A 26,021-nucleotide genomic window follows, 5' to 3' on the forward strand; every position below is an offset into this window, starting at 1 on the left:
TTTTCCGTCACTGCGCCGGGGCCGTTGCCGGCGGCGCTTCGTTGGTCACCCGCAAGATTCCCCACAGCCCCGAAAGGTTGCCGTAGGCGGCGTAGTCGCGGAACAGGTAGTCACCCGCCACCGCGTTGGCACCGCCGGCACTGGGCAGCATGAAGCTGAAGTGCGCCGCTGGCAGTACGCTTTCCTGCGCGCCGATGTACATGGCCATCGGGTTGTTGCCGAAGCGCACCGAACCGATACCCGGCAGACTCATCGGGTAGCCGTCCACATCACTCTTCTCGGCTTGGTAGTTGTGCAGTGGCCATATGTGCCCGTCCAGCTGGTAGACCATGCCGCGGCTGCCCCCACTGGGCATCACGATATGGTTGCGCACGGGCTGACCAGGCTTGGCGTACAGCACCGGGGTCTGCGGGTCGCCACCGACCAAGGCGTTGGCGTACGCCATGTGGGCGTTGGGCACATCACCAAAGCCCAGGCCATTGGCGCGGCCGAATGGCGAGTCGGGGGCCATGCCGAAGCGCAGCCACAACGGCTCGGTCTTGTAGTTGACCGCCATGTTGCCGTTGTCCTGCGGGTCACCGGCAGCGCCGTTGCCTTCGGTATTGATGCCTTCTACCGGGCGACCATCGGCCCAGCGCATGTTCAGCGCACGTTGCCACACCGTGACGAAGTCGCGGTAATCTGGCTGGCCGCTGACCTTCACCGTGGCCTGGGCACGGGTGGCGGTGTCTTCGGTCCAGGTGGCGGTTTGCGGCAGAATGCTCATGGCGCCCACCAGGCCTTTTTGCGGCTGCTTGATGAAGTCCGACGGGGTCAGGTTGAGGCCGCCGAACTCGATGGCCGTGGTGTTGATGTTGTCCACGGTGCGGCCAAGTTGCGACACCGGTTTGCCTTCACGCTCCAGGTGGCCGGCGTAGTACTGGTACACCTTGGTTGGGTAGGCGCCGCTGGTGCCGGCACGGGGTGGCACGGTCTGCACCGGGTTCAGGCCAACGTTGGCACCGTCTGACTTGGTGATGTCGTAGGCCAGCAACTGGGCATGCAGGCCCACGTGGCTGGACGGCCGCATCAGGTTGTTGGCGAAGGCGGTGGAGCCCTCGCTACCGAAGCGGTCACGCTTGACCACGTTGTGCATCACGGCGGTACTTGGCAGGTCTGGCATCACCAGTGGCAGGCGGTTTTCCAGGGTGATGCTGATGCAGTCGCCAGCGTTGGCGCGCAGTACCAGCGGCTCTACCGGGACACCTGCCTTGAGCTTGCCAGTGCTGGCATCGAGGTCGGCCTTGCGCACATACAGGATCGCGGTCGGGTCATGCAGCGGTGCACTGTGACCACCGATGGTGAAAGGTTCCCCATCTTCGGGGTCTACCCCACTCACCAGCGGGATGGCGGTTCTACGGCTGTTGAACACCAGGGTGCCGCCGTTGGCCTTGAGCGCGCCACCCACGTGCTGGCCGATGCCCGCCGGGTCGTTGATGCTGACGCCGTTGCGGTTTTCGAGAATGTCGTTGGCCAGGGCCGCGACAATCTCATAGTTGCGCTTGACCGTGGTGCGGGTGCCGATGCCGTTGGGGTTGGCCGTGGTTTTCGGGCAGATGCCGTCAAAGTTCACGGTGTTGCGCATGGCCACCGGTTGCGGGTTGTTAGGCAGCGCAAACAGGTCGGCACGTTGCACGGTGTAGTTGCGCATGATGCCCCATATACCGTTCCAATAGCCTTCCAGGGCGGCGTCCAGCGAATACAGGTAGTCGCCGTTGGTGGCTGCGGAACTCGAGATCATCGACACCGGCGCCATGAAGCCCAGTTGCTCGGAAATGCCGATCATCTGTGATGACTTCCAGCCCGAGTTGGAGCTATTGCCGAAACCGGTACCGTTCTGCAGCCATTTCACGCCATGCAGGGTGACGTTGTGCTCTTCTTCGTGGCCCCCGGCGTGCATGCGCAGACGCACGTTGTCACCGGAGTAGGTGCGCAGCAACGGGGTGAATGGGTCGCCCGGTTCGGCGCCAGCCTTGTTGATGTGCGGCGGGAACAGCGTGGTGCCGCCGGTAGGGCCAACCGCCGAGGTGATCGCTGAAGGCGACAGGTTCATCGCCGGGATGGCGCGGTCGGTACGGGTTTGCAGGGCATAGCTGAGGTCGCCGGCCAGGCCGTCGGCCTGCATGCCACGCTTGCCGTCCGGGCCGACCTTGTTCGGGTCGTACACGCGCAGCGCCAACGGTTCGTTACGGTAGTTGACGACGAACATGCCTGGGTCGTCCACCGAGATCGCCTGCGGGCATGGCCGGCTTGGGCAGCCAGGGTTGATACCGCCACGTTCTTCGACGATGGCTTCAAGCAGGTTCGACGCCTTGCCGCGCACTGGGGGGTTGATGGCGTAGCGGAAGCTGTCAGCGGTGGCAGGGTACGACTGGGCATTGGGGATGCCGTCTGGCCCTGCGCCCACGTAAACACCCGCTTCATAAGCATGCTGGAAGTCGCTGTACTCCAGGAAGAACTCGCGGTAGCTATCGTTCTTGCCATCGCCATCGTGGTCGCCGGTCTGGATCACTGCCTGCCACGAGGTCGGGCCGCCATCCTGGCGCGTGGCCGGGTTGTACAGCTGCTCACCGGTTTCGGCGTGGTACCAGGTGGAGCCAGCGGGTTCGGCCAGCACCGTGGCATACAGGCCCAGTTGCTGGTGGGTCGATGGGCCAAGGTGGTCATGGGTGAAGATGGTACCCAGGCCACGGTCGACGTTGTACACGTTCACCAGCGGGTCGGCAAACCAGCGCTGCATGGCAGTGCGTGCGCCCAGCCAGTCGGCGCGGCCGAAGCGGCCGAAGTACGGGTGCTGCTTGGCTTTCGGGCAGGCAGCGGTACCGTCGCGGCTATCGCCCTCGGTGCAGCCGTTGTAGGCACGGATGGCATGTACGCGCTCGACCACGCTGCCGGGCGAGAGAATGCCGTCTTCGTAGTTCCAGCCGTTGGCCGAGCCATCGGCAGCGGTCAGGTCCCATTTAGGCAGGTGGATGTGCTGGCCGATCACGTCGGTCGGGGTGCGCACCTGGTAGTCGTCCATCTCGTAGATGTTCGGGATCAGGTTGGTGTGCTGGTACATGGTGCAGTCGAAGGTGTTCATGCGCATCACCAGTGGCTCTGGTGGGCGCTGCTTGGTAATCACCGGCCAGGCGTCTTCCCATAGGGCAATGATGCGTGCCTGTGGGAAGTGGTAGCCGACCTTGTTGTACACCGCGTCGAATTGAATATTGGCACCTTTGTAGATACGTGGGCGGTCGGCGGTAAAGGCCGAAGCGCCACGGAAGTTCAGGCCGGTAGGGCTCTCGCCGCTAAAGAACTCGCCCACGCCCGAAGACTGGGTCAAGCGTTTGCCACGGTCATCCATGCACGGTTCGTAGTACGGTGCGCCGGCGGTGGGCAAGGCACCGTTGGTGCGGAATGCCTTGGCCACGGGTTGGCTGCCAGGGATCAGGGCATAGCTGGGGTGTTCGGCCATGGCGTGGAACTGCATGGCAGCCTGCTCGACATCGGTGCCCTCTTCCGGTAGGTAGATGGGCTTGGCCTTGTGCACGACCTTGGTGAAGTCCAGCTTGGTGGTGGTGGTCTCGGCTTCGCCGCCGGCCGAAACGCCGTCCAGCGCGTGGCGACCAAGGCCACCGTCCCAGCCATCGACCTGGTTCGCATCCAGGTTGGCCCACAGGGCTTTGCCGCTGTCTTTCAGCTGCCGGGCCAGGGCCGGGTCGAGCATGTCCAGCGGCGGGGTGGGTGGGCGGTTGCCGACGCTGCTTTCCATGCCGCCGATCCAGAATGGGTAACCTGGGTTTTTCAGGGTGCCGTCGGCATTTCGGTTGGCTTCGGTACGATCGACCAATGCCAGCGAGCCGACAGCCTTGCGCACGGGGGGTTGGTTGGCGTGGTCGTCATCGCCCTCCTCATCGTCGTCATCATCGTCATTGGCAGCGACCAGCGTTTCGGAGAGTTTGGGTACCACCACCACTTTTCCAGGCATCGGTGCCATGGCTTTGCCCGGCAGCGGCACGATGGCCGGGATCGGCGTGCCGGCGACGATCTCGCCATCGGGTAGCGCCCGAGCGCCCGCTGCCGGTTTGCCGCTACGCAAGGCGAATGGCGTACTGTGGAAGCCATTCTCGCCCTGCCCACTCACCTCCAGGCGGGTGCCTTCTTCGAACACATCGTGTACCCGCCACATGGCCCACATGCCTTGGGCGAAATGCGGGTAGAAGTGGCAGTGGTAGATGGCATCGCCGGCCACCCGGTTGCGGTTGCCCGAACCACCGTTGGCGATCTCGTAGGTGTAGCCGACACCGGCGCCGATACCTTGGGCATCGATGTAGTCAGAGTTGTCGTCATTGGGGTTGAACAGCCACTGGTGGCCGTGCAGGTGGAAGATGTGCTGCTCATGCCCGTTGTGGGTGTTGCGGAACTTGGTGAAGTCGCCGATGTAGCTGTGGTGCACGTTGGCAGGTTCCGAGGGGTACAGGGCCATGCTGGCTTTGACCCCAACGGCACTGGCCGGCGGGACTTCGCCTGGGCGGATGTGCTCCAGGCCGACGTTGGCCGGCACATCCACCAGGGTGCCGATGTCGCCGACGGTATGGGCGCTGAGGAAGAACTCTTCGTAAGCGCACGACAGGCAGTCGTGCATCGGGCCCACCCCCAGGCGGTTGGCCACCACTTCGGCGCCCATGCCACCGGAGCCATAGTTGATCATGAAGGAGTCACGCGTCGGCTCCAGTACATGGCCCATCACAGGGTCCGCCCAGTAGCCGGGGAACGCCTGAGTGCCCGCGACCTCGTCGGCGAACTGCGAGGCGAAATCGCGGAACGCCTCCAGGCGGTTGGGCAGCGCCGGGTTGCGCTTGCCCATGCTTTCCAGTGGGTAGGTAGACTTGGGGAAGCTGCCGTCGGGGTTTGGGCCCATGACGATGGCATCGGTTTCGCTGTTGATGATCTCGTTACCGTTGACCATGGCTATGATCGGCTTGCCGGCCTTGCCTTCGGCGATCCATGGTTCTACTTGCGGGTAACGCGCTTCGTAGTCGATCACCGGCTGGCCGGTGGCAGTACGGCCAGTGGTGGCCAGGCGCATTTCTTCTTCGGTGAGGGTGTTGCGGTAGGTGCGGCCAAGCTTGGGCACCACCACCACCTGGCCGAACAGGCCATTGGCAACGTTGCCCGCCGTGCCTTCACCGCCAAACGTGGCGGCTTTGCTGGTAGCGGCAAAGGCACCTTCGCGCTCGGCATACAAGGTGTAGCTGCGGGTGCTGCCGGGGCTGACGAAGAAGTTGCCATTGCGCCCGGTGTAGGCAGAAATGTCGGCGATGCTATTGACCGCCTGCATACCGTTGACCTGGAAGCCGACCATGCGCTCGGCCACCTGTTCGTCGGCAACGAAGCCTTCATCCGCTTCGTTTTCCACCTCTTCACCCTCGGGCCCCTCTGCCTCGATGCCGTGCTTGTTGGGGTTGGCCCGGTAATCGAGCAGGTTGGTCAGGTTGACCGTGAGGCAGTCACCGGCAGCCACGCGCAGCACGATCGGCCGTGGGCGCTTGTCCGGGCGCAGCGTAACCTTGCCGGGTACCGCAGCCCCGCCTTTGCTCAGCGGCACCTGCTTGTCGTCCACCACATCCTCGCGGAGCGCGAACAGCATGCCGTTGGCGTTTTGCGCACCAAGGCGGTTGAACATCAGGGGTTGGTCCAGTGCCACCACATTGGCGACCAAGGTGCGCTGGCACTGCACGGCCGCCTCGCTGGTCGATTCCCAACCCAGCAGGGCCAGAACGAGTGATGACAGAAGGGGGCCTTTGCGTGGCGTAGTCATGCTGCACCTCCGGGACACAGGAACTCTGCGGGGAGCTGCAGCAAGGTGTATGCCAAAAGATAATGTTCTTCCTTATCAATAAGTTATGAGATCAACCGAAACAGATTGGGGAGGATCCCCCAACGGATTTCCCAGAATCGGGGGGTGCCGCATCGCAGCGTTTGATGTCGATGCGGCGGCTCCCACGAATTCGCTGTCAGCCGACCAGACCGCGAACACAAAAGTACAAGATCGACGGGCCCATCAGGCAACCCAGTCCAGTATGGAAAGTGGCCGTCAAAGCCCCATACGGCACCAACCGCCGATCCGTCGCGGCCAGCCCGGCCGTCACCCCCGACACCGTCCCCGCCAACCCACCGAACACCATCGCCGAGCGTGGGTTGTCCAGCGCCAGCAGGCGCGCCGATACAGGGGTGAACACCATCACCAGAATCGCCTTGATCAACCCGGTGGCAATCGACAGGGCCATCACATCCGAACTGGCCCCCAGCGCCGCCCCGGTCACGGGCCCGACGATATAGGTCACCGCACCCGCACCGATGGTGGTCATGCTCACCGCATCGCGGTAACCGAAGGCGTAAGCCACCGCTGCGCCAACAATGAACGGCAACACAGTGCCCAGCAACAGCGCCACCGCGCCGATCATGCCGGCTTTGCGCGCCTCGGTGGCCTGCACCTCGAAAGCCGTGGCGACAATGGCGAAGTCACGCAGCATGGCCCCGCCCATCAGGCCGATACCGGAGAACAGCGCCATGTCGGCCAGGCCTTTCTGGCCGCCGGTGAGGGTGCCGCCGACCCAGGCCAGGACCAGGCCGATGACGATGGCGATGGCCGAGCCGTGCACGCGGCCGAAGGTCAGGTACTTCGACAGCACGACCGACAACCACATGATTGCGCCTACCGCCGCGAAGGCAGTGATCAGGCCGTTGTGTTCCAAGGCACTTTCAATGATGGGCCACATGTTCAACGACCTCCTGCAGGGGCAACCTGCGCACTGGCTTCAGGGGTGGGGTCAAGCGCGGGCAAAGGCTCGCCGCGATGGCTGCGGCTGATCAGGGCGATGGTCGCGCCGCACACCAGCACCGCGCCCACCGCCGCCAGCAGCGCCACCGGCCCGCCGTGCAGGGCGGTGACCACGTTCTGCTGGGCGGCCATGGCCACCACAACCGGGATGTACATGGCGCCCCAGAAGCCCACGCCAAACTCGCATTCCTTGCTCATGCCACCGTTGCGGTGCATATAAAGGCGTGCGCAGATCAGCAGGATCATGGCGATGCCAACCCCACCCACATTGGATTTGACGCCCAGCAGCACGCCCAGGAAGTCGCCGACGATAACGCCGGCCAGCGTGCAGACTGCCAGCAGTGCCACACCATAGATGATCATTGTTGTTGCCCTCAGATAGTGTCGAAGTTGCTTGTTGTTGTTCTTCGTAAACACACTTGCCCGGCTCACGCGGTCAATGTGGGAGCGCATCAGCCTGCCATCATCGGTTCTGGGCCACCTCCTGGCGCAGCAGCGCATCCAGGCTGTCCCAACGGGTACCCTCCACAGCCACCACCCTGCCCTGTTCGAACACCGGGCGGGCCAGCCCGCTGAGCACGCTACCGGGCGGTAGCTCAAGGTGCAGGCGTACGCCGCGCTCATAGGCGTTGCGCAACGTAGCACGCCAGTCGACCACCCGCGCCATGTTGCCGGCCAGGTCGTCGCGCAGGCGCTGTGGGTCGAATATCGGCCGTGCGCTGCTGCCACTTAGGTACGTGATACGTGGCCGTTGCAGCACGACCGTGGCGAAAGCACTAGCCAGTTCCGCCGCCGGGCCGGCCAGTAGCGGGCAATGCGACGGCACGCTGACTGCCAGGCGCCGGGCCGCACCTTGGCCAAGGCGACGCGCCCTGGCTGCGACCGCAGCCATCGCGGTATCGCTACCGGCGATAACGATCTGGTTTTCACTGTTGAGGTTGGCGACGTACACCTCTCCCGGCGCCTCGCTCAGCAGGCGCTCGGCGCTGGCCAGGTCCAGGCCGCTGAGTGCAGTCATGCCATACCCCTGTGGGTAGGCGCGCTGCATCAGCTCGCCACGCAGGGCAACCAGGCGCACGGCGTCGGCAAACCCCAAGGCGCCCGCTACCACCGCAGCCGGATAGGCACCAATCGACAAGCCCGCCACGTAGTCCGGCGCAGGGCTGCGTTGCATCAGCCAGCGCGCCCAGGCCACACCGCTCAACAGCAGGCACAGCTGCACGGCACGGGTCGCTTGCAGTGCATGCTGGCTGTCCAGTGCCAGCGCCGGCTGACCAAGCACATCGCTGGCCTCTTCCAGCAACTGCCCCGAACCTTCAGGCAGGCGCTGCAACATGCCTACCTGCTGGGCGCCTTGACCGGGGAAGGCGAACAGGCTGCTCATGCCGCGCGCTCCTGCGCCGCCCACGGGTCGCCGACCAAGCGTGGCCCATGGTCCGACTTGAGCAGCACGCGGCGAGCGAAACCGGCCCATTCTCGCAGGGCGACAGCCCCCGCTGGGGTTTCCAGCTGCACGTCGATACGGCAAGGCGCGCAGTCGAGGATATCCAACAGCTCCCGCGCCTGGGCACGGGCCAGCGGTTGTGGCGTATGCAGCAGCAAGTCCAGGTCGCTGCCGGTATGGAGCACTTCGATACCGGTAGCGATCTGGTACCCCGCCCCGCCTGTTGGTCCCCAGGCCAGGCCACTGGCATTCAACACCGGGGCGACCGAGGCCAACGCCTGCAGCGCAGGCCACGGGCTTTGCCCAGGCCCGCGCAGCGCTTCGGGGCCTTGCTGGCGCTGAATGTCGACCAGACGCATCAACGCTGCAAAACGCTGTGTCCGGCCCTGACCACGCAGCCCGACCGCCACCCAGCCATGGTCACAAATGGCACGGCGTACCACCACCGGCTGAGCACCGGCCAGCACGTCCAGCGCCCACTGCGGCGCATCGGCAGGCAAGGCCGACACAGGCATCCCCCACAGCAGGTCGTGCGGCCTTGGCGCGTTCATCTCAGGCGCCCTGCCACTGACGACGCAGCTGTTCACGAACCTGGCGCGAGGCACTGCGGTTTTCGCCCGCCAGCCGTGACGTCAGGTCAGTCGAGTTGCCGATGTCATGCACCGCCTCAGCCAGGCAAGTACGCACCCGAGCGAGGTCAGCGCTGCTCGGCGTCTCGGCGCTGTCTACCGCCAGGCGGCGCCACAGCAGGCCCAGCGAGGCGTAGCTGCCCAGGTCGTAGGCCATCGGCGGCACCTCGGCGGCCAAGGCTTCCAGTTGCTCGACGCTGCGCAAGGTGATGCGCGCCGCTGCCGCCTTGCCCATGGCGTGCACCATCACCCCGGCATCGTCCAGGGCAATCAGGCGCTGGGCTTGGTAGCCATGGGCCAGGAAGGCGCCAGACATGGCCTTGCCGACCAGCAGGCCGATCACCGGGTGCCCGGCCAGCCGCGCCTGGGCATAGGCCTGCACGGCACCGGCCAACGCCTGGTGGATACCCAGCGCTTCTTCGCGGCGGCCATAGGCCTGGCTGGGCACGTCGATCACCGCGACAATGGCGCGCTTCTGGCCGTTGCGATCAGCTTCCACCGCGTCGCTCACGGCCTTGGCCAAACCCCAGCCTTCCAGCAGGCCGACCTCGCCTGAGCGCGCGCGGGGGAACGGGTTGTCGGCATCCGGCACCACGGCGATGAAGCGTGCCAGGCGGTTGTCCAATTCGCCGTCGATCACCCGCAGCGAGGCAGGATAGCCTGGCAAGGCTTGCCCACCGGCCAGGCCCGGCAGCCAGTTCAAGGCACGGTTCATTGGGTTTCTCCTTGGTAAAGGGCGCGCACGGCGGCGGCATCCAGTTGCGGGCAGTCGTCGCCCAGCTGGGCCAGGCGTGCAAGGAACCAGGCGTGTTGGCTGGCGCGGTCTTTGGAAGGTTGGCCCAGCAGTTGCTGCAAGCGTTCGCGCAGGGCTTCGATGTCGTCGGCCACGTAGGCGTCCACCAGCCCGCTGGCATGGCGTTGCTCGCCACCGCTCAGGCTCCAGATGAAGGGGCGGTCCTTGGCGTCGTATTCGCCAATGCCCGCCTCTTGCTCGATGACCTGCGGGCCATTGAGGCCCAGGCGGGCTTCGCGGGTGACCAGCAAGTGGCTGCACAGGCCGGCGGCGATCGACATGCCGCCAAAGCAGCCGACCGAACCTGCGATCAGCCCGATCACCGGCTGCCAGGCGCGCAGCTCGACGATGGCAGCCTGGATTTCGGCAATCGCCGCCAGGCCCAGGTTGACTTCCTGCAAGCGCACGCCGCCGGTTTCCAGCAGCAACACGGCGCAGGTGGGGATGCCGTTGCGGTTGTCTTCGATGGCCAGTTCCAAGGCTCCGGCAATCTTGGCGCCGCCCACCTCGCCCATGCTGCCGCCCTGGAACCCCCCTTCAATCGCAGCGACCACGGCATTGCGCCCGTTCAGCAGGCCCTTGGCGATAACCACGCCATCATCGGCCTGTGGCACGATGCCCTGGCGCGGCAACCACGGCGACATCAGGCGGTCGAACGGGCCCAGCAGTTCACGGAAGCTGCCAGGGTCGAGCACAACGCGGGCGCGCTGGCGGGCACCCAGTTCGACAAAGCTGCGGCTGCGCAGCAAGCGTGCGGTGTCAGTCATGGGCGATCTCCTCGAAGCCTTGCTCAAGGCGCAGGCGCACCACGCCTGGGGTGGCGCCGAAGTCATGGATGTCGATGTTCACGGCCGGCCAGGCGCGGCCCTCGAACAGGCGCTGGAACAGTTGCGCCCAGCGGGCTGCACTGCCGTTGACCGAGGTCACCACCTGGATCTGCAGGCTGCCGGCAGTGCCGGGTTCGATCAGCACTTCGAGGTCGCCGGAGCTGACGCAGCCCACCAACGTACGGCCACGCCCAGGTTCGGCGGCGGGAAAATTAAAGGTCAGGGTTTCCATGTCACAGGCTCCCGGCTTTGTCGAGGAACAGGCAGGCGGCAAGCAAGTCGGCGGCGCCGCCCGGTGAGGCATTCAGGTGCAGCAGTTGCTGGTCCAGCCGGCGCAGGTGCCGGCGCCCGGCCAGGGTGGCGCTGCCGCCTTCAGTGAGTACGGCACGCGCCCCGTGCTGCACGGCGGCCAACCCGGCTGGGCCGCTGCGCCACAGCACGCAGGTGTCGCTGAGCACGGCCATGATCGCCAGCAACGCGTCGAGCCGGGCATGCGGCTCGCCGGCCCCGGCAGCGCGGCTGCGCAGCAGTTGCGGCAAGCCATGGCCGATAACCGCGGGGAAGCCTTGCTGTGCCTGCTCGCGGGCGCCGCCAGTGCCGTAACGGTGGCGCACCTGCTGGCCGTGGCTGTTGTGGTGCGGCATGGCCGGGTCGTCGAACAGGGCGATACGCCCGGCGCGGGCGGCCAGGGTGGCGGCGTCGGCCTGAGGGGCAAGGGCCCTGGCGGCTACCAGCAAGCCCAACGCCCAGATCGCGCCACGGTGGGTGTTTACCCCGTGGGTGGCGGCCAGCATCGCGGTTTCTCCTTCGCGGCCGAGCTGGCCCAGCGTGGCGCGCAGGGGCTGGCCGATCGTACCGATGGACTGGGCGGCAGCTGCCATGTTGCGCAGGCATGGCCACAGGGCCAGTGCCGAGGCGTGCATCAAGGCCAGCGTCATGTCGTGGTGAGCGCCGTTGCTGCGGCGGTCGACCAGGCCGGGTTTGGGGGACAGGTCGGCTTCGTCGATCAGCGCTTCCACAGCCAGGTCGGCGAGGTGGTCTGGCAGTGGGATTGGCGTTGGCTGGGCTGGCCGCTTAACGGGCACACCCGCTCCCACAAGGACCGAAGTGGCTTCAAAATTCAGGTTTTGTGCCTTCATCACCAGCTCCTGAACCGTGCAGGCGGGTTGTAAAGGCCGCCGGACCATTCGACCAGGTCGGCGATGCTGCGCGCGGCCAGCAGCTCACGGCTGGCGTCGGTACGGCGGATGCCGAGGTCTTCGGGCAAGGCGATCAGGCCCTGCTGGCGCATACGCAGGGTGTCCTTCGGGTCGTGCCGCAGGCCGATGGCAGTAACCCCGGCCACGGCCGCGATCATCTGCTGGCGCTCTTCCAGGCTACGGGCCTTGTACAGGTAGGCAATGCCCTCCTCGGTCAGCAGGTGGGTGACGTCGTCGCCGTAGATCATCACTGGTGCCAGCGGCATACCGGCCTTTTTGGCCACCTCCACGGCATCGAGGGTTTCCACGAAGGTGGGCTTGCCGCCTTCCTGGTAGGTCTCGACCATCTGCACCACCAACTTGCGGCCACGCTCCAGCATTGTTTCCGGCACGGTCATGTCGAGCCAGGCCGGGGTCGCGTGGCGCCGGCCACGAGGGTCGTGGCCCATGTTCGGCGCACCGCCGAAGCCGGCCAGGCGGCCACGGGTCACGGTCGAGGAATGGCCATCACCATCCACCTGCAAGGTGGCGCCAATGAACAGATCGACCGCGTACTGCCCGGCCAGCTGGCACATCATGCGGTTGGAACGCAGCGAGCCATCGCGGCCCGTGAAGAACACATCCGGGCGCTGGGCAATGTAGTCCTCCATGCCCAGCTCGGTGCCGAAACAGTGCACGCTTTGCACCCAGCCGGTTTCGATGGCCGGGATCAGTGTCGGGTGCGGGTTGAGCGTCCAGTTGCGGCAGATCTTGCCCTTGAGGCCCAGAGACTCGCCGTAGGTCGGCAGGATCAGCTCGATGGCGGCAGTGTTGAAGCCAATGCCGTGGTTCAACGACTGCACCTGATGTTTCTCGTAGATGCCACGTATGGCCATCATCGCCATCAGCACATGCACCGGCTTGATATGGCGCGGGTCGCGGGTGAACAGCGGCTCGATATAGAAAGGCTGGTCGGCAACCACCACGAAATCGACCCACGACGCGGGGATATCGACCCGTGGCAGGTCATCCACGCGGTCCACCAGTTGGTTGACCTGGGCGATGACGATGCCATCGCTGAACGCGGCCGGCTCCACCAGGGCCGGTGTGTCTTCGGTGCTGGGGCCGGTGTACAGGTTGCCGTCGCGGTCGGCCATGAAGCCCGCTACCAGGGTAACGTTGGGGATCAGGTCGACCAGCAGCCGCGAGTAAAGCTCGATATAGGTGTGGATGGCACCGACTTCGAGCAGGCCATCTTCCAGCAACTGGCCAATGCGCAGGCTCTGCGGGCCAGCGAAAGAAAAGTCGAGCTTGCGCGCGATGCCGCGCTCGAACAGGTCCAGGTGCTCGGCGCGGCTGACACTGGGCATGATCATGTGCAGGTCGTGCAGGCGCCCGGGGTCGACTTTGGCCAGCGAGCGGGAAAGGAAGTCGGCCTGCTTCTGGTTGTTGCCTTCCAGCACTACCCGGTCGCCGGGCGCCAGCAGCAACTCCAGGGCTTCGACGATGCGGTCGGTGGGCAGCACCACGCCATCGGCAAGGTGGCGGACCCGATCGAGGCGGCGCTGCTTTTCGGCGCGCCGTCGCGACCATTGCGGCGGTGGATTCTGAGTTATTGTCATGGTGACTCCACAGGTTCGCTGTCGTGGAGGCCACCTTAGGGTTGGGCCGCTTGGCGGATCAATCAAGCAACTGGCATGTTCGTTACGGTCAGGTTAATGAATCGCCCAGCCCGATGACTGGCTCACAGCAAAAATGCACGATGCCCCTGCATAATTGTCGATTGTGCAAGGCAAATTCGCATGACAGGATCCGCAGATCCTCCAGCGAACTCCAGACTTCACTTGGAAAATCAATAACAAAGCAGGGAGAACGCAATGACTGCGCACGCTAATGCCTCGGCAACCGACACTATCCTGGCCGAAGTCCGCAACCAGATCGGTCACCTGACCCTGAACCGCCCTGCCGGCCTCAATGCCCTGACCCTGGACATGGTACGCAGCCTGCGCCAGCACCTGGACCAGTGGGCCGAAGACCCGCATGTGCATGCCGTGGTGCTGCGCGGCGAAGGCCCCAAGGGGTTCTGTGCCGGTGGCGATATCCGCTCGCTGCACGACAGTTTCAAAGCCGGCGACACGCTGCATGAAACCTTCTTCGTCGAGGAATACGCCCTCGACCTGGTCATCCACCGCTACCGCAAGCCGATACTGGTATTGATGGACGGTTTCACCCTCGGTGGCGGCATGGGCCTGGCCCAGGGCTGCGACCTGCGCGTGGTGACCGAACGTAGCCGCCTGGGCATGCCCGAAGTCGGTATCGGCTACTTCCCTGATGTCGGCGGCAGCTATTTCCTGTCGCGCATCCCCGGCGAGCTGGGCATCTACCTGGGTGTCAGCGGCGCCCAGGTCCAGGCAGCCGACGCCCTGTACTGCGGCCTGGCCGACTGGTACCTGGCCAGCGACCAGCTCGCCGCCCTCGACCAGGGCCTGGACCAGCTGACGTTTGGCGACACCCCGCTCAAAGACCTGCAAAACCTGCTGGCCAAGCTCGGCACCCAGGTGCTGGGCGATGCACCACTGGAAAAACTGCGCCCGGTCATCGACCACTTCTTCGCCCTGCCCGACCTGCCTGCCATTGTCGAACAACTGCGCGCGGTGAGCATTGGCGACAGCCACGCCTGGGCGGTGGCCACCGCCGACCAGCTGGAAACCCGCTCCCCCCTGGCCATGGCGGTTACTCTGGAGATGCTGCGCCGGGGCCGCCAGTTGGGCCTTGACGACTGCTTTGCCATGGAGCTGCACCTGGACCGCCAGTGGTTCCAGCATGGCGACATCATAGAGGGCGTGCGTGCCCTGATCATCGACAAGGACAAGCAGCCCCGCTGGAACCCGCCGACCCTGGCCGCGCTGCAGCGCCAGCGGGTCGACCAATTCTTCGAAGGCCTGTGAGCCCGGGAGTACACAGATGCAAGACCTGGAACTGAGCGAAGAACAAGTCATGATCCGCGACATGGCCCGGGACTTTGCCCGTGGCGAAATCGCCCCGCATGCCCAGGCCTGGGAAAAGGCCGGCTGGATCGATGATGGCGTGGTGCGCAAAATGGGCGAACTGGGCCTGCTGGGCATGGTGGTGCCAGAGGACTTCGGCGGCAGTTACACCGACTACGTGGCCTACGCCCTGGCCGTGGAAGAAATTGCCGCGGGCTGCGGCGCCACCGGGGCAATGATGAGCATCCACAACTCGGTAGGCTGCGGCCCGCTGCTGGCCTATGGCACGGCTGAACAGCAACAGCAATGGCTGCCACGGCTGGCCAGCGGCGAGGTGATCGGTTGCTTCTGCCTGACCGAGCCGCAGGCCGGCTCCGAAGCGCACAACCTGCGCACCCGCGCCGAGCTGGTGGATGGCCAGTGGGTGATCAACGGCGCCAAGCAGTTCGTCAGCAACGCCCGCCGTGCCGGTTTGGCCATCGTTTTCGCAGTGACCGACCCGGAGCTGGGCAAGAAAGGCCTGTCGGCGTTTTTGGTGCCCACCGACAACCCTGGGTTCAAGGTTGACCGCAGCGAGCACAAGATGGGTATCCGCGCTTCCGACACCTGCGCGGTCACCTTCGACAACTGCCGCATCCCTGCCGCCAACCTGCTGGGTGAGCGTGGAAAGGGGCTGGCCATTGCCCTGTCCAACCTCGAAGGCGGCCGTATCGGCATTGCCGCCCAGGCCTTGGGCATTGCCCGCGCTGCATTCGAGGCCGCGCTAGTCTACTCACGTGACCGCGTGCAGTTCGGCAAGCCGATCAACGAACACCAGAGCATCGCCAACCTGCTGGCCGACATGCAGGTACAGGTGAACGCCGCACGTTTGCTGATCCTGCATGCCGCGCGCCTGCGCAGCGCCGGCAAGCCGTGCCTTTCGGAAGCGTCACAGGCCAAGCTGTTCGCTTCGGAAATGGCCGAGCGGGTGTGTTCGATGGCGATCCAGGTACATGGTGGCTATGGCTACCTGGAAGATTACCCGGTGGAGCGCTATTACCGGGATGCGCGGATTACCCAGATCTATGAAGGGTCGAGCGAGATCCAGCGCATGCTGATTGCGCGCGAGCTGAAGCACTATCCCCTGTAATACGGCGGCCTGTAGGAGCGGCCTTGTGTCGCGATTGGGCCGCAACGCGGCCCCACAATCTGCGTCACACGCCGATATTGCTGGGGCCGCTTTGCGGCCCAATCGCGACGCAAGCCCGCTCCTACAAGAAAGCAGATCAGTATTTCAGCGCCAATACCTCGAATCATCCACCACTTTGGCATGCCCCTCGAACAACGCCGGCAGTTGCTCCTTGAGGTAGTCGATCCAGGTCCGCACCTTGGCATCCAGGTAATGCCGTGACGGGTACATCGCATACAGCGCACTTTCCCGCAGCCGGTACGGCGCCAGCAGCCGGCACAAACGCCCCTGCTCGATCGCCTGGCTGGCCGTATAGAACGGCAGCAGGCCAATCCCCATGCCCAACTCACTGGCCACCAGCATGGCGTCGGCCACGTTGGTGGAGAAGTTGTCGCTCGGTGTGATCACGCACTGGTCCACACCCTGGGGGAATACCCAGTCGCCTTCATACATCGGGTAAGCCATGCGTAGGCAGCGGTGCGCATGCAGGTCCTCGGGGCGCTCGGGCACGCCATGCCGGTTCAGGTAGCTGGGTGCCGCACAAGGGATACTGAAGATGTTGCCCAGCGGCACGGCTATCAACTGCGAATCCGGCAGCGCACCGTCCACGGTGATCACCACGTCATGCCCTTCGGCCAGCGGGTCTGGGTTGCGCTGGGACAGGGTCAATTCGATTACCACTTCCGGGCACAGCGCGTTGTAGCCGGCCACCAGCGGCATCAACAACAGGCCCAGGCCGTGCGGGCAATGCAGGCGCAGATGGCCACGCGGCGTGAGGTGCGCACCTCGGGCCTCGCCCACCGCTTCCTCGGTCAGCAGCATGATCTGCCGCGCACGCTCCAGAAACCGTTCGCCCGCCTCGCTCATGCGCAGGCGCCGGGTGGTGCGGTGCAACAGGCGGGTCTGCAGCTGGTTCTCAAGCTCCGCGACGATGCGCGAAACCTGTGCTGCGGAAATATCCAGGGCATTGGCGGCTGCAGCGAAGCTGCCACATTCCACCACACGAGCGAAGGTACGCATGGCATGCAGCATGTCCATGAGGGTGTGCTCCTTGTTCAGTCTTATTCTTGCGTTACAGGCAGGAATCTATCACGAGTTAGCCCATTTATTGTGGATGACCAATGAATACATCATTAGTCATACATTGAAAAAGGAGCCTGCCATGAAACGTTCGATCGCTGTGTTTGCCGTTGCCGCTGCCCTGGCTTCGTTCGGTGCCTTCGCTGATACGGCCAGCAACCAGCCCGTGAGCAACACCTATGAATACGGCATGCCGCTGGACGTGGCCAAGGTCATCTCCATCACCCCGGCCAGCAACGCCGCCGACTGCCAGGTGGGCACCGCACACATGGTGTACGTCGACCACCAGGGCCAGAAGCGCGAAGTCGACTACCGGGAAATGGGCAACTGCTCGCAGCAGTGAATCAGGCCAGTAGCTGGGTGATCCAACCCACCTGCTGATTGAAGTCGTCGATTTTCGCCTGTGGCACCGCGTCACGGGCCCGCTGGAAATTGGCCAGGGTCTGCTGCTTCTGCCGCAGCATCCGCTGCCACTTGACCCGAAACGCTTCGCTTTTTTCCTGCATCAGTACCGGGCCGAAGTACAGCTGTTCTGCGCTATACACCACCCTGCCCGGCTCGGCGACGATGATTTCGTAGTCGAAGCGGTTTTCCCGCAGCAGCTCTTCGCAGACGATCTGGTAACCATTGCCCGCCAACCACTGGCGCAGCTCGCGCTCACCGCCATTGGGCTGCAGTACCAGGCGCGTGACGCCGCCCAGACACTGCTTGCCGGCCTCGAGAATCTCGCACATGGTGTCGCCGCCCATGCCGCAGATGCTCACCACCGAGATGCGGTCTTGCGGCTCGATCGCTGCCAGGCCATTGGCCAGGCGCACGGTTACCCGCTCCTGCAGGCCGTTTCTGCGCACATTGCGCTGGGCCGAAGCGAACGGCGTCTCGGCCACTTCACCCGCCACGGCGGCCTCGAGCACGCCACGCAGCATCAAGGCCACTGGCAGGTAGCCGTGGTCCGAGCCGATGTCGGCCAGGCGCGCGCCCTGCGGCACATGAGCGGCCACGCGCTCCAGGCGCCTGGACAAAGTCTGTTCGTTCAACGTAAACCCCTGGTTTTGCAATCGGCCGCGATTCTGACGGTGAACGCCGCGTATTTCAAACACCGGGGCACCCTCGACCGGGCTGGTGCGCTCGCGTAGGCTTGCCGTTTTCCTTCCGTAGCAAGGCAAAACACACCATGGCACATGCAGACATCATCTACACCCCGGACCCGGACGCCGAATCGATTTCGTCCGATGTCGCCGAGTACAACGGCGTGCTGGTCACCACGCAGATCCCGACCCACGCCGATGGCAGCCTGGAGCTGGGCGGCATCGTCGAGCAGAGCGAATGCACCCTGCAGGCGCTGAAAGTGGCGCTGGAGAAAGCCGGCAGCGGCATGGACCGCGTGCTGCACCTGACCATCTACCTCACCGACATGGCCGACCGCGCCGCGTTCAACGAGGTGTACCAGCGCTTCTTCAGCAAGCCCTGGCCGGTGCGTGCCGCCGTGGGTGTGGCCTCGCTGGCATTCGAAGGCATGCGCGTCGAAGTGACCGCAATGGCCGCCAAGCGCTGATCGGCGCTTGTGGGAGCGGTCCTCGCTCCCACCTTACCCTGCACCTCCCGGCACCCCGATGATGCCGCCAACCCGTTTCACCGCTACAATGCCCGCCTAAACCGTGACAGCCCGAAAATATAACGACATGTCTCTTCCAAAGAATCACCTGGAAATGCTCAGCCCTGCCCGTGACGTGGCCATCGCCCGTGAAGCGATCCTGCACGGCGCTGACGCCATCTATATCGGCGGCCCAAGCTTCGGCGCGCGCCATAACGCCTGCAACGACGTCAGCGATATTGCCGAACTGGTCGAGTTCGCCCGTCGCTACCATGCACGCGTGTTCACCACGATCAACACCATCCTCCACGACAACGAGCTGGAACCGGCGCGCAAGCTGATCCATCAGCTGTACGACGCCGGCGTCGACGCACTGATCGTGCAGGACCTGGGGGTGATGGAGCTGGACATTCCGCCCATCGAGCTGCACGCCAGTACCCAGACCGACATCCGTACCCTGGAACGGGCCAAGTTCCTCGACCAGGCCGGTTTCTCGCAGCTGGTACTGGCCCGTGAGCTGAACCTGCAGCAGATCCGCGCCATCGCCGCTGAAACCGATGCCGCCATCGAGTTCTTCATCCACGGCGCGCTGTGCGTAGCGTTTTCCGGCCAATGCAACATTTCCCATGCGCAGACCGGCCGCAGTGCCAACCGTGGCGACTGCTCGCAAGCCTGCCGCCTGCCCTACACCCTTAAAGATGACCAGGGCCGCGTGGTGGCGTTCGAGAAGCACCTGCTGTCGATGAAGGACAACAACCAGACCGCCAACCTGGCCGACCTGGTGGATGCCGGCGTGCGTTCGTTCAAGATCGAGGGCCGCTACAAGGACATGGGCTATGTGAAGAACATCACCGCCCACTACCGCAAAGAGCTCGACGCCATTCTTGAAGGCCGCCCGGAATACGCCCGTGCGTCCAGCGGCCGGACCCAGCACTTCTTCCTGCCCGACCCTGACAAAACGTTCCACCGTGGCAGCACCGACTACTTCGTCACCGACCGCAAGGTCGATATCGGCGCCTTCGACTCGCCAACCTTCACCGGCCTGCCGGTGGGTGTGGTGGAAAAGGTCGGCAAGCGTGACATGCAAGTGGTCACCGACGTACCGCTGACCAACGGCGACGGCCTCAATGTGCTGGTCAAACGCGAAGTGGTGGGCTTTCGCGCCAACATCGCCGAACCCCGTGGCGAGTTCGAGGAAGACGGCAGCAAGCGCTACCGCTACCGCGTCGAACCCAACGAAATGCCCGAAGGCCTGTACAAGCTGCGGCCCAACCACCCGCTGTCGCGCAACCTCGACCACAACTGGCAGCAAGCCCTGCAACGCACCTCCTCCGAGCGCCGGGTCGGTGTGGAATGGCACGCAGTACTGCGCGAGCAGCGCCTGATGCTTACCCTTGGCAGTGAAGAAGGTGTGAGCGTGCAGGTAGCCCTGGACGGCCCGTTCGGCGCAGCCAACAAGCCGCAGCAGGCGCTGGAACAACTGCACGACCTGCTCGGCCAACTGGGTACCACGATGTACCATGCCGACAGCATCCAGCTGGATGCCCCGCAGGCGTACTTCATCCCCAACTCACAGCTCAAGGCTCTGCGCCGCGAAGCCATCGAGGCACTGACCGAAGCACGCGTGCAGGCGCACCCGCGCGGCGGGCGCAAGGCCGAGACCACGCCGCCGCCGGTATACCCCGAGTCGCACCTGTCGTTCCTGGCCAACGTGTACAACCAGAAGGCGCGCGATTTCTACCACCGCCACGGCGTGCAACTGATCGACGCGGCCTACGAGGCCCATGAAGAACACGGCGAAGTACCGGTGATGATCACCAAGCACTGCCTGCGCTTCTCCTTCAATTTGTGCCCCAAGCAGGCCAAAGGCGTAACCGGTGTGCGCACCAAGGTGGCACCGATGCAGCTGATTCAGGGTGACGAAGTGCTGACCCTGAAGTTCGACTGCAAGCCGTGCGAGATGCATGTGATCGGCAAGATGAAAAACCACATCATCGACCTGCCGACCCCAGGTAGCGCGGTGGCGCAGGTGGTGGGGCATATCAGCCCGGAAGACCTGTTGAAGACGATTCCGCGCGGGGCGCATTGATCGTTAGCCGGTAACGGCCCTTTCGCCGCACAAAGCTGCTCCTACACCCTGTGGGAGTAGCCCTGTGCGGCGGGGCGGCCAGCCAAGACACAAAAAAGTCTCATATGAGACCTTAAAGCTTGATCCATGCCTCATTTTCTGCACAATAATTGCCCTGCGACCCCACGCGAGGCATGCCGATGACCCCCACTCCCCACGATGAACGCCTGCTCAAGGCCCTGGCCCACGCCATCGTGGTCCACCCGCGCGCCACGCTCAAGGAACTGGCCGAGACCGCCGGCGTCAGCAAAGCTACCCTGCACCGCTTCTGCGGCACCCGCGACAACCTGGTGGCCATGCTCGAAAACCACGGCGAGCAAGTGCTCAACCAGGTGATTGCAAATGCCGCCTTGCACACCGCTGCCCCCTTGGAAGCGGTGCGTCACCTGATTGCCGAACACCTCAAGCACCGCGAAATGCTGGTGTTTCTGATGTTTCAGTACCGCCCCGATACATTGCTCGGCGACAGTGAAGACCGCCGCTGGTTGACCTATACCCGGGCGATGGATGCGTTTTTCCTGCGTGCGCAACAGATGGGCGTGTTGCGCATCGACATCAGCGCAGCGGTGTTTACCGAAGTGTTCATCACCCAGATCTACGCCATGGTCGACGCCGAGCGGCGCGGGCGCGCAGCCAGTGCCAATTCGGCGCAGGCCTTGGAGCAATTGTTCCTGCAGGGGGCGCTGGCCAGGGGTTGAGGCCATTGGCCTACGCGCAAAAAAAAGGCCCCTGGGCACAAGTCCCAAGGGCCAAAGCGGTTGGATCATCCAACCAAAGGAGCCTTTTTCAGCCGCGTGCCGGCCAGCCGCCGCCCAAGGCGCGGAACAGGTCCACCAGCGCAAGCTGCCGTTGTGTACTCGCCTCGATGTACGCCGCTTCATTCACAAAATCGCTACGCTGCGCATCCAGGTAACGCAGGTGGCTGTCGATCCCACCCTCATAGCGCGCCTTGGCCAGGGTCAAGGTGGCGCGACTGGTATCGGCCAGGGCCCGCCGCGCGACTTCCTCACGGCGCAGGGTATCGGTGGCCGCCAGGGCATCCGCTACTTCGCGGAACGCCTGCTGGATCGCCCCTTCATAAGCTGCCACCGCCGAATCCTTGCGCGCCTCGGCCAGGCTCAGCCCAGCCTGATTGCGCCCAGCATCGAATATGGGCAGCGACACCTGGGGCATGAAGCTCCAGCTACGCGAACCGCCCTCGAACAAACCAGACACCTGCGTACTCGACGTACCCAAGCTGCCGGTCAGGCTGATACGCGGGAAGAACGCCGCCCGCGCCGCGCCGATATCGGCATTGCGCGCCCGCAAGCGGTGCTCGGCAGCAAGGATGTCCGGGCGCCGTTCAAGCAGCGCCGACGGGGCACCGGGGGTAATGTCCTGCAGCACGCTGGGTTCTGCCTGGCGTTCGACCGGTAGAGCCTGGGTCGCCTCACTATTGCCTACCAGCAACACCAAGGCGTTGTAGGCCTGCTGGCGCTGGCGCAGGTTGCTTTCTTGCTCGGCGCGCGCTTGCTCGACCAGGCCGAGCGCTTCCTGGTGGTCCAGCGCCGTGGCGGTCCCGGCGGCGCGGCGTTGGTCGATCAGCGCCAGCGAGCGCTCGCGGCTGGCCAGGGTCTGCCGGATCAACGCCAGGCGCCGCTCGCTACCGTCCAGGGTCAGGTAGGCCTGGCTCACCTCGGCGATCAAGGCGATGCGCGCCGCACGGCCAGCCTCCTCCGTGGCCAAGTATTGCTCCAGCGCTGCATCGCTCAGGCTTTTCACCCGACCGAACAGGTCGACCTCGTACTCAGGCAACGAAAGGCCAACCTGATAGGTGCTGGCGGCGCCCTCGCGGCCATCACTGGACAGCCCGGCAGGCTGGTGCTGTCGATTACCGGAAGCACCAGCGCTCAGCCCCGGCACACGGTCCGCGCGCTGGATGCGGAACTGCGCCCGTGCCTGGTCGATGTCCAGCAGCGTCTGGCGCAGCGAGCGGTTGTCGTCCAGCGCCGTGTTCACCAACTGGCGCAACGTCGGGTCGACGATAAAGGCTTGCCAGCCCAGCTTGTCCACCTGCTGCCCTGTGTGGTTGGTGGCGTCGCTCCATTGGTTCGCCACCGGCGCCTCGGGGCGCTGGTAGGTCGGTGCCAGGGAGCAGCCGCTGGCCAGCAAAGCCATGGCAATCGGCACGAACAGATTACGCATGGCCATCACTCCAGCACCTCGGCAGGTTGGGCCTGCGGCGCTGGCTTGCGCTTGAGCAGCGACAGCACCCAGACAAAACAGATCGGCACGAACAGCACGCCCAGCAACGTGGCGCTGAGCATGCCGCCGATCACCCCGGTACCAATCGCCCGCTGGCTGGCAGCACCGGCACCGCTGGCGATCGCCAGGGGTACCACGCCGAGGATGAACGCCATCGAAGTCATCACGATCGGCCGAAAGCGCAGGCGCGCGGCTTCGATCGCAGCGTCACGCAGGCTATAGCCTTTCTCCCACAGCTCCTTGGCGAACTCGACGATGAGGATGGCGTTCTTCGCCGCCAAGCCGATGATGGTGATCAGGCCAACCTTGAAGTACACATCGTTGGGCATGCCGGTGACCATCACCGCCAGCACCGCGCCCAACGCACCGATCGGCACGATGAGCATCACCGTCAGCGGGATCGCCCAGCTTTCGTACAACGCCACCAGCAGCAGGAACACCACCAGGATGGCCAGGGCGAACAGGCTGCTGGCCTGGCCGCTGGAGACCTTCTCCTGGTAAGAAAGCCCCGTCCAGGCGTAGCCGATCCCCGGCGGCAGTTCACTGACCAGGCGCTCCATTTCGGCCATCGCCTGGCCGGTGCTGTAGCCCGGCGTGGCATCACCGGAAATGCGGATCGACGGGTAGCCGTTGTAACGCACGATCTGTACCGGCCCTTCTTCCCAACGGGTGGTGACGAAGCTGCTGAACGGCACCTGCTGGCCATCGACGTTCGGCGCGTACAGGCGCAGCACGCTTTCCGGGGTCATGCGCTCGCCCTGCTCTGCCTGCACCACCACCCGTTGTTGCCGGCCAGCGTTGGTGAAGTCGTTGATCACTGCCGAGCCAAAGGCGGTGGCCAGGGTGCTGTTGATGGTTTCGAAGGGCACGCCAAGGGCACGGGCCTTTTCCCGATCGATGTCGACCCGCAACTGCGGCGCTTCTGCCAACCCTTCCATCATCGCGTAAAGGATGACTGGGTTGCCGTTGGCCTCGCCCAGGATCTTGTCGCGTGCCGCCAGCAAGGCCTCACGGCCCAGGCCGCCACGGTCGAGCAGGCGCAGGGCGAAGCCACCGGCGTTGCCCAGGCCATCGATCGGCGGCGGGTTGACCGCCATGATCGTGCCATCGCCATGGCTGGCAAATTGCGCATTGATCGCCTGGGTTTCGGCATCCACCGATTGCTCGGCGCTACGTACCGACCAGTCTTTGTAGGTAGGGAATGCCAACGCGGCGTTCTCGCCCATGCCCGAGAAGCTGAAGCCGCTGACCAGGAATGCCGAGGCCAGCGCCTCGCGGGACATCAGGAACTGCTCCAGGGCCTGCCCGGTGGCGTCGGTACGCACGCGGCTGGCGCCCGGCGGCAGCTGCACGTCAACGATCGCATAGCCCTGGTCTTCCACCGGTACGAAGGATTCCGGCAGGCGCAGGTAGAAATAGCCGAGCATCGCCAGAATACCGGCATACAGCAGCATGTAGCGGCCGGCACGGCGCACCAGGGCGTTGTTCATCACCGAGTAGCGCTCGGTCAGCCGCGCAAAGCCACGGTTGAAAGCGCCGAAGAAGCCGCGCTTTTCATGGTGCCCAGGGGCCACCGGCTTGAGCATCGTGGCGCACAGGGCCGGGGTGAAGGTAAGCGCGAGGAAGCCCGAGAACAGGATCGACACCGCCAGCGACAGCGAAAACTGCTGGTAGATCACCCCCACCGAACCCGACATGAACGCCAGTGGCATGAACACGGCCGACAGTACCAGGGTGATGCCGATGATCGCGCCGGACACCTGGCCCATTGCCTTGATGGTGGCGTCGACAGGCGACAGCCCTTCCTCGGCCATGATCCGCTCGACGTTTTCCACCACCACGATGGCGTCGTCGACCAGGATGCCGATCGCCAGCACCATGCCGAACATGGTCATCATGTTCACCGAGAAGCCCAGCAGCTTCATCACCATCAACGTGCCCAGCAGGCACACCGGTACCACGATCGACGGGATCAGCGTGTAGCGGATGTTCTGCAGGAACAGGAACATCACCAGGAATACCAGCACCATGGCTTCGAGCAGGGTGTGAATGACCTTTTCGATGGCCACGTCGACAAAACGCGAGGTGTCATAGGGCACCGAGTACTCGACGCCCTCGGGGAAGAACGCGCTCAGCTCGGCCAGGCGTTCCTTGACCAGATCGGCAGTTTTCAGCGCATTGGCGCCCGGCGCCAGCTGCACCGCACCGGCCACCGCAGGTTTGCCATTCAGGCGCGAAGAAAAGTTGTAGCTTTCCATGCCCACTTCCAGGCGGGCGACATCGGCCAGGCGCACCAGCGAACCGTCCGGGTTGGCGCGCAGTACCACTCGGCCGAACGCCTGAGGGTCGTCCAGGGTGCCTTGCACCGCCAGGGTGGCAGTCAGCTCCTGCTGGCTGCTGCCCGGCGCGCTGCCGAAGCTGCCGGCCGGCACCTGCACGTTCTGCCCACGGATGGCATTGCTCACGTCATCGATCGACAGCCCATAGCCCACCAGTTTCTGTGGGTCGACCCACACGCGCATGGCGGCTTCCGACGAGAAGAACTGCAACTTGCCCACGCCCGGGACCCGGCGCAGCTCATTGTTGATGTTGCGCGCGGCGTAGTCGCCCAGCGCCGTGGTATCGGCCTGGCCTGCGCCCTCCTTGTAGCTGAGGGCGTAGATCAGCAGGAAGCCGGCACTGGTCTGCTCGACCTGGATGCCTTGGGTGATCACCGCCTGCGGCATGCGTGCTTCGGCCTTTTTCAGGCGGTTCTGCACATCCACCTGGGCCAGTTCCGGGTCGGTACCCGGCTCGAAGGTGACCACCACTTCGGCCATGCCGTTGGAGTTGTTGGTCGACTCGAAATACAGCAGGTTCTTGGCGCCGTTGAGCGACTCTTCGATGATGCTGGTAACCGAGTCCACCAGCACCTTGGCCGAAGCCCCTGGGTAGGTAGCGGTGATGGTGATTTGTGGTGGCGCTACGTTAGGGTACTGGGCCACCGGCAGCGTAGGTATGACCAGCAACCCCGCCAGGGAAATGAACAGCGCCACGACCCAGGCGAAGTTCGGCCGTTTGATGAAGAACTTGGACATCTCGTTA

The 26,021-nt window shown here is 64.6% G+C and carries 20 protein-coding genes; 6 read left to right on the forward strand and 14 right to left on the reverse strand.

Translation table 11 applies throughout. The features are described from left to right. Window positions 1–7: 7 nt before the first annotated feature. The 10 genes from mnxG to mdcA all read right to left on the reverse strand — a co-directional run bounded on the left by mnxG (window position 8) and on the right by mdcA (window position 13,358). Window positions 8–5,842, reverse strand: a complete 5,835-nt coding sequence (mnxG, locus tag Q9451_RS17920) for a manganese-oxidizing multicopper oxidase MnxG (protein ID WP_012272089.1) — start codon at window positions 5,840–5,842, stop codon at window positions 8–10. A 196-nt stretch (window positions 5,843–6,038) separates the two neighbouring features. After that, window positions 6,039–6,803, reverse strand: coding sequence for a malonate transporter subunit MadM (madM, locus tag Q9451_RS17925; protein WP_012272088.1), 765 nt, complete (start codon window positions 6,801–6,803; stop codon window positions 6,039–6,041). 2 nt (window positions 6,804–6,805) lie between these two features. Then, window positions 6,806–7,228 (reverse strand): malonate transporter subunit MadL, encoded by a 423-nt coding sequence (gene madL / locus Q9451_RS17930; protein ID WP_012272087.1) that lies wholly within the window; start codon window positions 7,226–7,228, stop codon window positions 6,806–6,808. A gap of 100 nt (window positions 7,229–7,328) precedes the next feature. After that, window positions 7,329–8,249 carry a malonate decarboxylase subunit epsilon gene (mdcH, locus tag Q9451_RS17935; RefSeq protein WP_012272086.1) on the reverse strand — a complete coding sequence of 307 codons (921 nt, stop codon included), beginning with the start codon at window positions 8,247–8,249 and terminating at the stop codon, window positions 7,329–7,331. Further along, on the reverse strand, window positions 8,246–8,860 hold the full coding sequence (locus Q9451_RS17940) for a malonate decarboxylase holo-ACP synthase (protein WP_012272085.1): 615 nt from the start codon (window positions 8,858–8,860) through the stop codon (window positions 8,246–8,248). Before Q9451_RS17940 ends, mdcH begins: the two co-directional genes overlap by 4 nt. Before the next feature lies 1 nt (window position 8,861). Beyond that, on the reverse strand, window positions 8,862–9,653 hold the full coding sequence (mdcE, locus tag Q9451_RS17945; protein ID WP_012272084.1) for a biotin-independent malonate decarboxylase subunit gamma: 792 nt from the start codon (window positions 9,651–9,653) through the stop codon (window positions 8,862–8,864). Next, window positions 9,650–10,498, reverse strand: coding sequence for a biotin-independent malonate decarboxylase subunit beta (locus Q9451_RS17950; RefSeq protein ID WP_345960698.1), 849 nt, complete (start codon window positions 10,496–10,498; stop codon window positions 9,650–9,652). Before Q9451_RS17950 ends, mdcE begins: the two co-directional genes overlap by 4 nt. Beyond that, entirely contained in the window at window positions 10,491–10,790 is a 300-nt protein-coding gene (locus Q9451_RS17955; protein ID WP_012272082.1) for a malonate decarboxylase subunit delta, read from the reverse strand. The genes Q9451_RS17950 and Q9451_RS17955 overlap by 8 nt, the downstream gene beginning before the upstream one ends. 1 nt (window position 10,791) lies before the next feature. Beyond that, entirely contained in the window at window positions 10,792–11,697 is a 906-nt protein-coding gene (locus Q9451_RS17960) for a triphosphoribosyl-dephospho-CoA synthase (protein ID WP_012272081.1), read from the reverse strand. Then, window positions 11,697–13,358 (reverse strand): malonate decarboxylase subunit alpha, encoded by a 1,662-nt coding sequence (gene mdcA / locus Q9451_RS17965; protein WP_012272080.1) that lies wholly within the window; start codon window positions 13,356–13,358, stop codon window positions 11,697–11,699. The genes Q9451_RS17960 and mdcA overlap by 1 nt, the downstream gene beginning before the upstream one ends. Before the next feature lie 255 nt (window positions 13,359–13,613). Between mdcA and Q9451_RS17970 the strand changes: the two genes are divergently transcribed. Then, entirely contained in the window at window positions 13,614–14,684 is a 1,071-nt protein-coding gene (locus Q9451_RS17970) for an enoyl-CoA hydratase/isomerase family protein (RefSeq protein ID WP_012272079.1), read from the forward strand. 16 nt (window positions 14,685–14,700) lie between these two features. Beyond that, complete coding sequence (locus Q9451_RS17975) at window positions 14,701–15,852, forward strand: acyl-CoA dehydrogenase family protein (protein ID WP_012272078.1); 1,152 nt, start codon at window positions 14,701–14,703, stop codon at window positions 15,850–15,852. Window positions 15,853–15,996: 144 nt separating this feature from the next. Here the strand turns inward: Q9451_RS17975 and Q9451_RS17980 are convergent, their stop codons facing one another. Beyond that, the gene (locus Q9451_RS17980) at window positions 15,997–16,929 is read right to left on the reverse strand and encodes a LysR family transcriptional regulator (RefSeq protein WP_012272077.1); all 933 of its coding nucleotides are present in this window, start codon (window positions 16,927–16,929) and stop codon (window positions 15,997–15,999) included. Between the two features lie 124 nt (window positions 16,930–17,053). Between Q9451_RS17980 and Q9451_RS17985 the strand changes: the two genes are divergently transcribed. Further along, complete coding sequence (locus tag Q9451_RS17985) at window positions 17,054–17,314, forward strand: DUF2790 domain-containing protein (protein WP_012272076.1); 261 nt, start codon at window positions 17,054–17,056, stop codon at window positions 17,312–17,314. Window position 17,315: 1 nt separating this feature from the next. Here Q9451_RS17985 and Q9451_RS17990 read toward each other — a convergent pair whose 3' ends face one another. Further along, on the reverse strand, window positions 17,316–18,008 hold the full coding sequence (locus tag Q9451_RS17990; RefSeq protein ID WP_041166481.1) for a tRNA (adenine(22)-N(1))-methyltransferase TrmK: 693 nt from the start codon (window positions 18,006–18,008) through the stop codon (window positions 17,316–17,318). Between the two features lie 137 nt (window positions 18,009–18,145). On the opposite strand from Q9451_RS17990, the gene Q9451_RS17995 reads away from it, so the two are divergent. The 3 genes from Q9451_RS17995 to Q9451_RS18005 all read left to right on the forward strand — a co-directional run bounded on the left by Q9451_RS17995 (window position 18,146) and on the right by Q9451_RS18005 (window position 21,391). Next, on the forward strand, window positions 18,146–18,526 hold the full coding sequence (locus Q9451_RS17995; RefSeq protein WP_004577524.1) for a RidA family protein: 381 nt from the start codon (window positions 18,146–18,148) through the stop codon (window positions 18,524–18,526). Between the two features lie 127 nt (window positions 18,527–18,653). After that, the gene (locus tag Q9451_RS18000; protein ID WP_041166480.1) at window positions 18,654–20,654 is read left to right on the forward strand and encodes a U32 family peptidase; all 2,001 of its coding nucleotides are present in this window, start codon (window positions 18,654–18,656) and stop codon (window positions 20,652–20,654) included. Window positions 20,655–20,833: 179 nt separating this feature from the next. After that, a complete protein-coding gene (locus tag Q9451_RS18005; RefSeq protein WP_012272073.1) occupies window positions 20,834–21,391 on the forward strand; it encodes a transcriptional regulator in 558 nt (185 codons plus the stop codon). 88 nt (window positions 21,392–21,479) lie between these two features. On the opposite strand, the gene Q9451_RS18010 is transcribed toward Q9451_RS18005, so the two are convergent. Together Q9451_RS18010 and Q9451_RS18015 are read right to left on the reverse strand one after the other, a co-directional pair. Then, window positions 21,480–22,877 carry an efflux transporter outer membrane subunit gene (locus Q9451_RS18010; RefSeq protein WP_041166694.1) on the reverse strand — a complete coding sequence of 466 codons (1,398 nt, stop codon included), beginning with the start codon at window positions 22,875–22,877 and terminating at the stop codon, window positions 21,480–21,482. 5 nt (window positions 22,878–22,882) lie between these two features. Then, complete coding sequence (locus Q9451_RS18015) at window positions 22,883–26,014, reverse strand: efflux RND transporter permease subunit (protein WP_012272071.1); 3,132 nt, start codon at window positions 26,012–26,014, stop codon at window positions 22,883–22,885. Window positions 26,015–26,021 lie beyond the last annotated feature (7 nt).

The sequence above is a fragment of the Pseudomonas sp. NY8896 genome, from assembly GCF_039634505.1.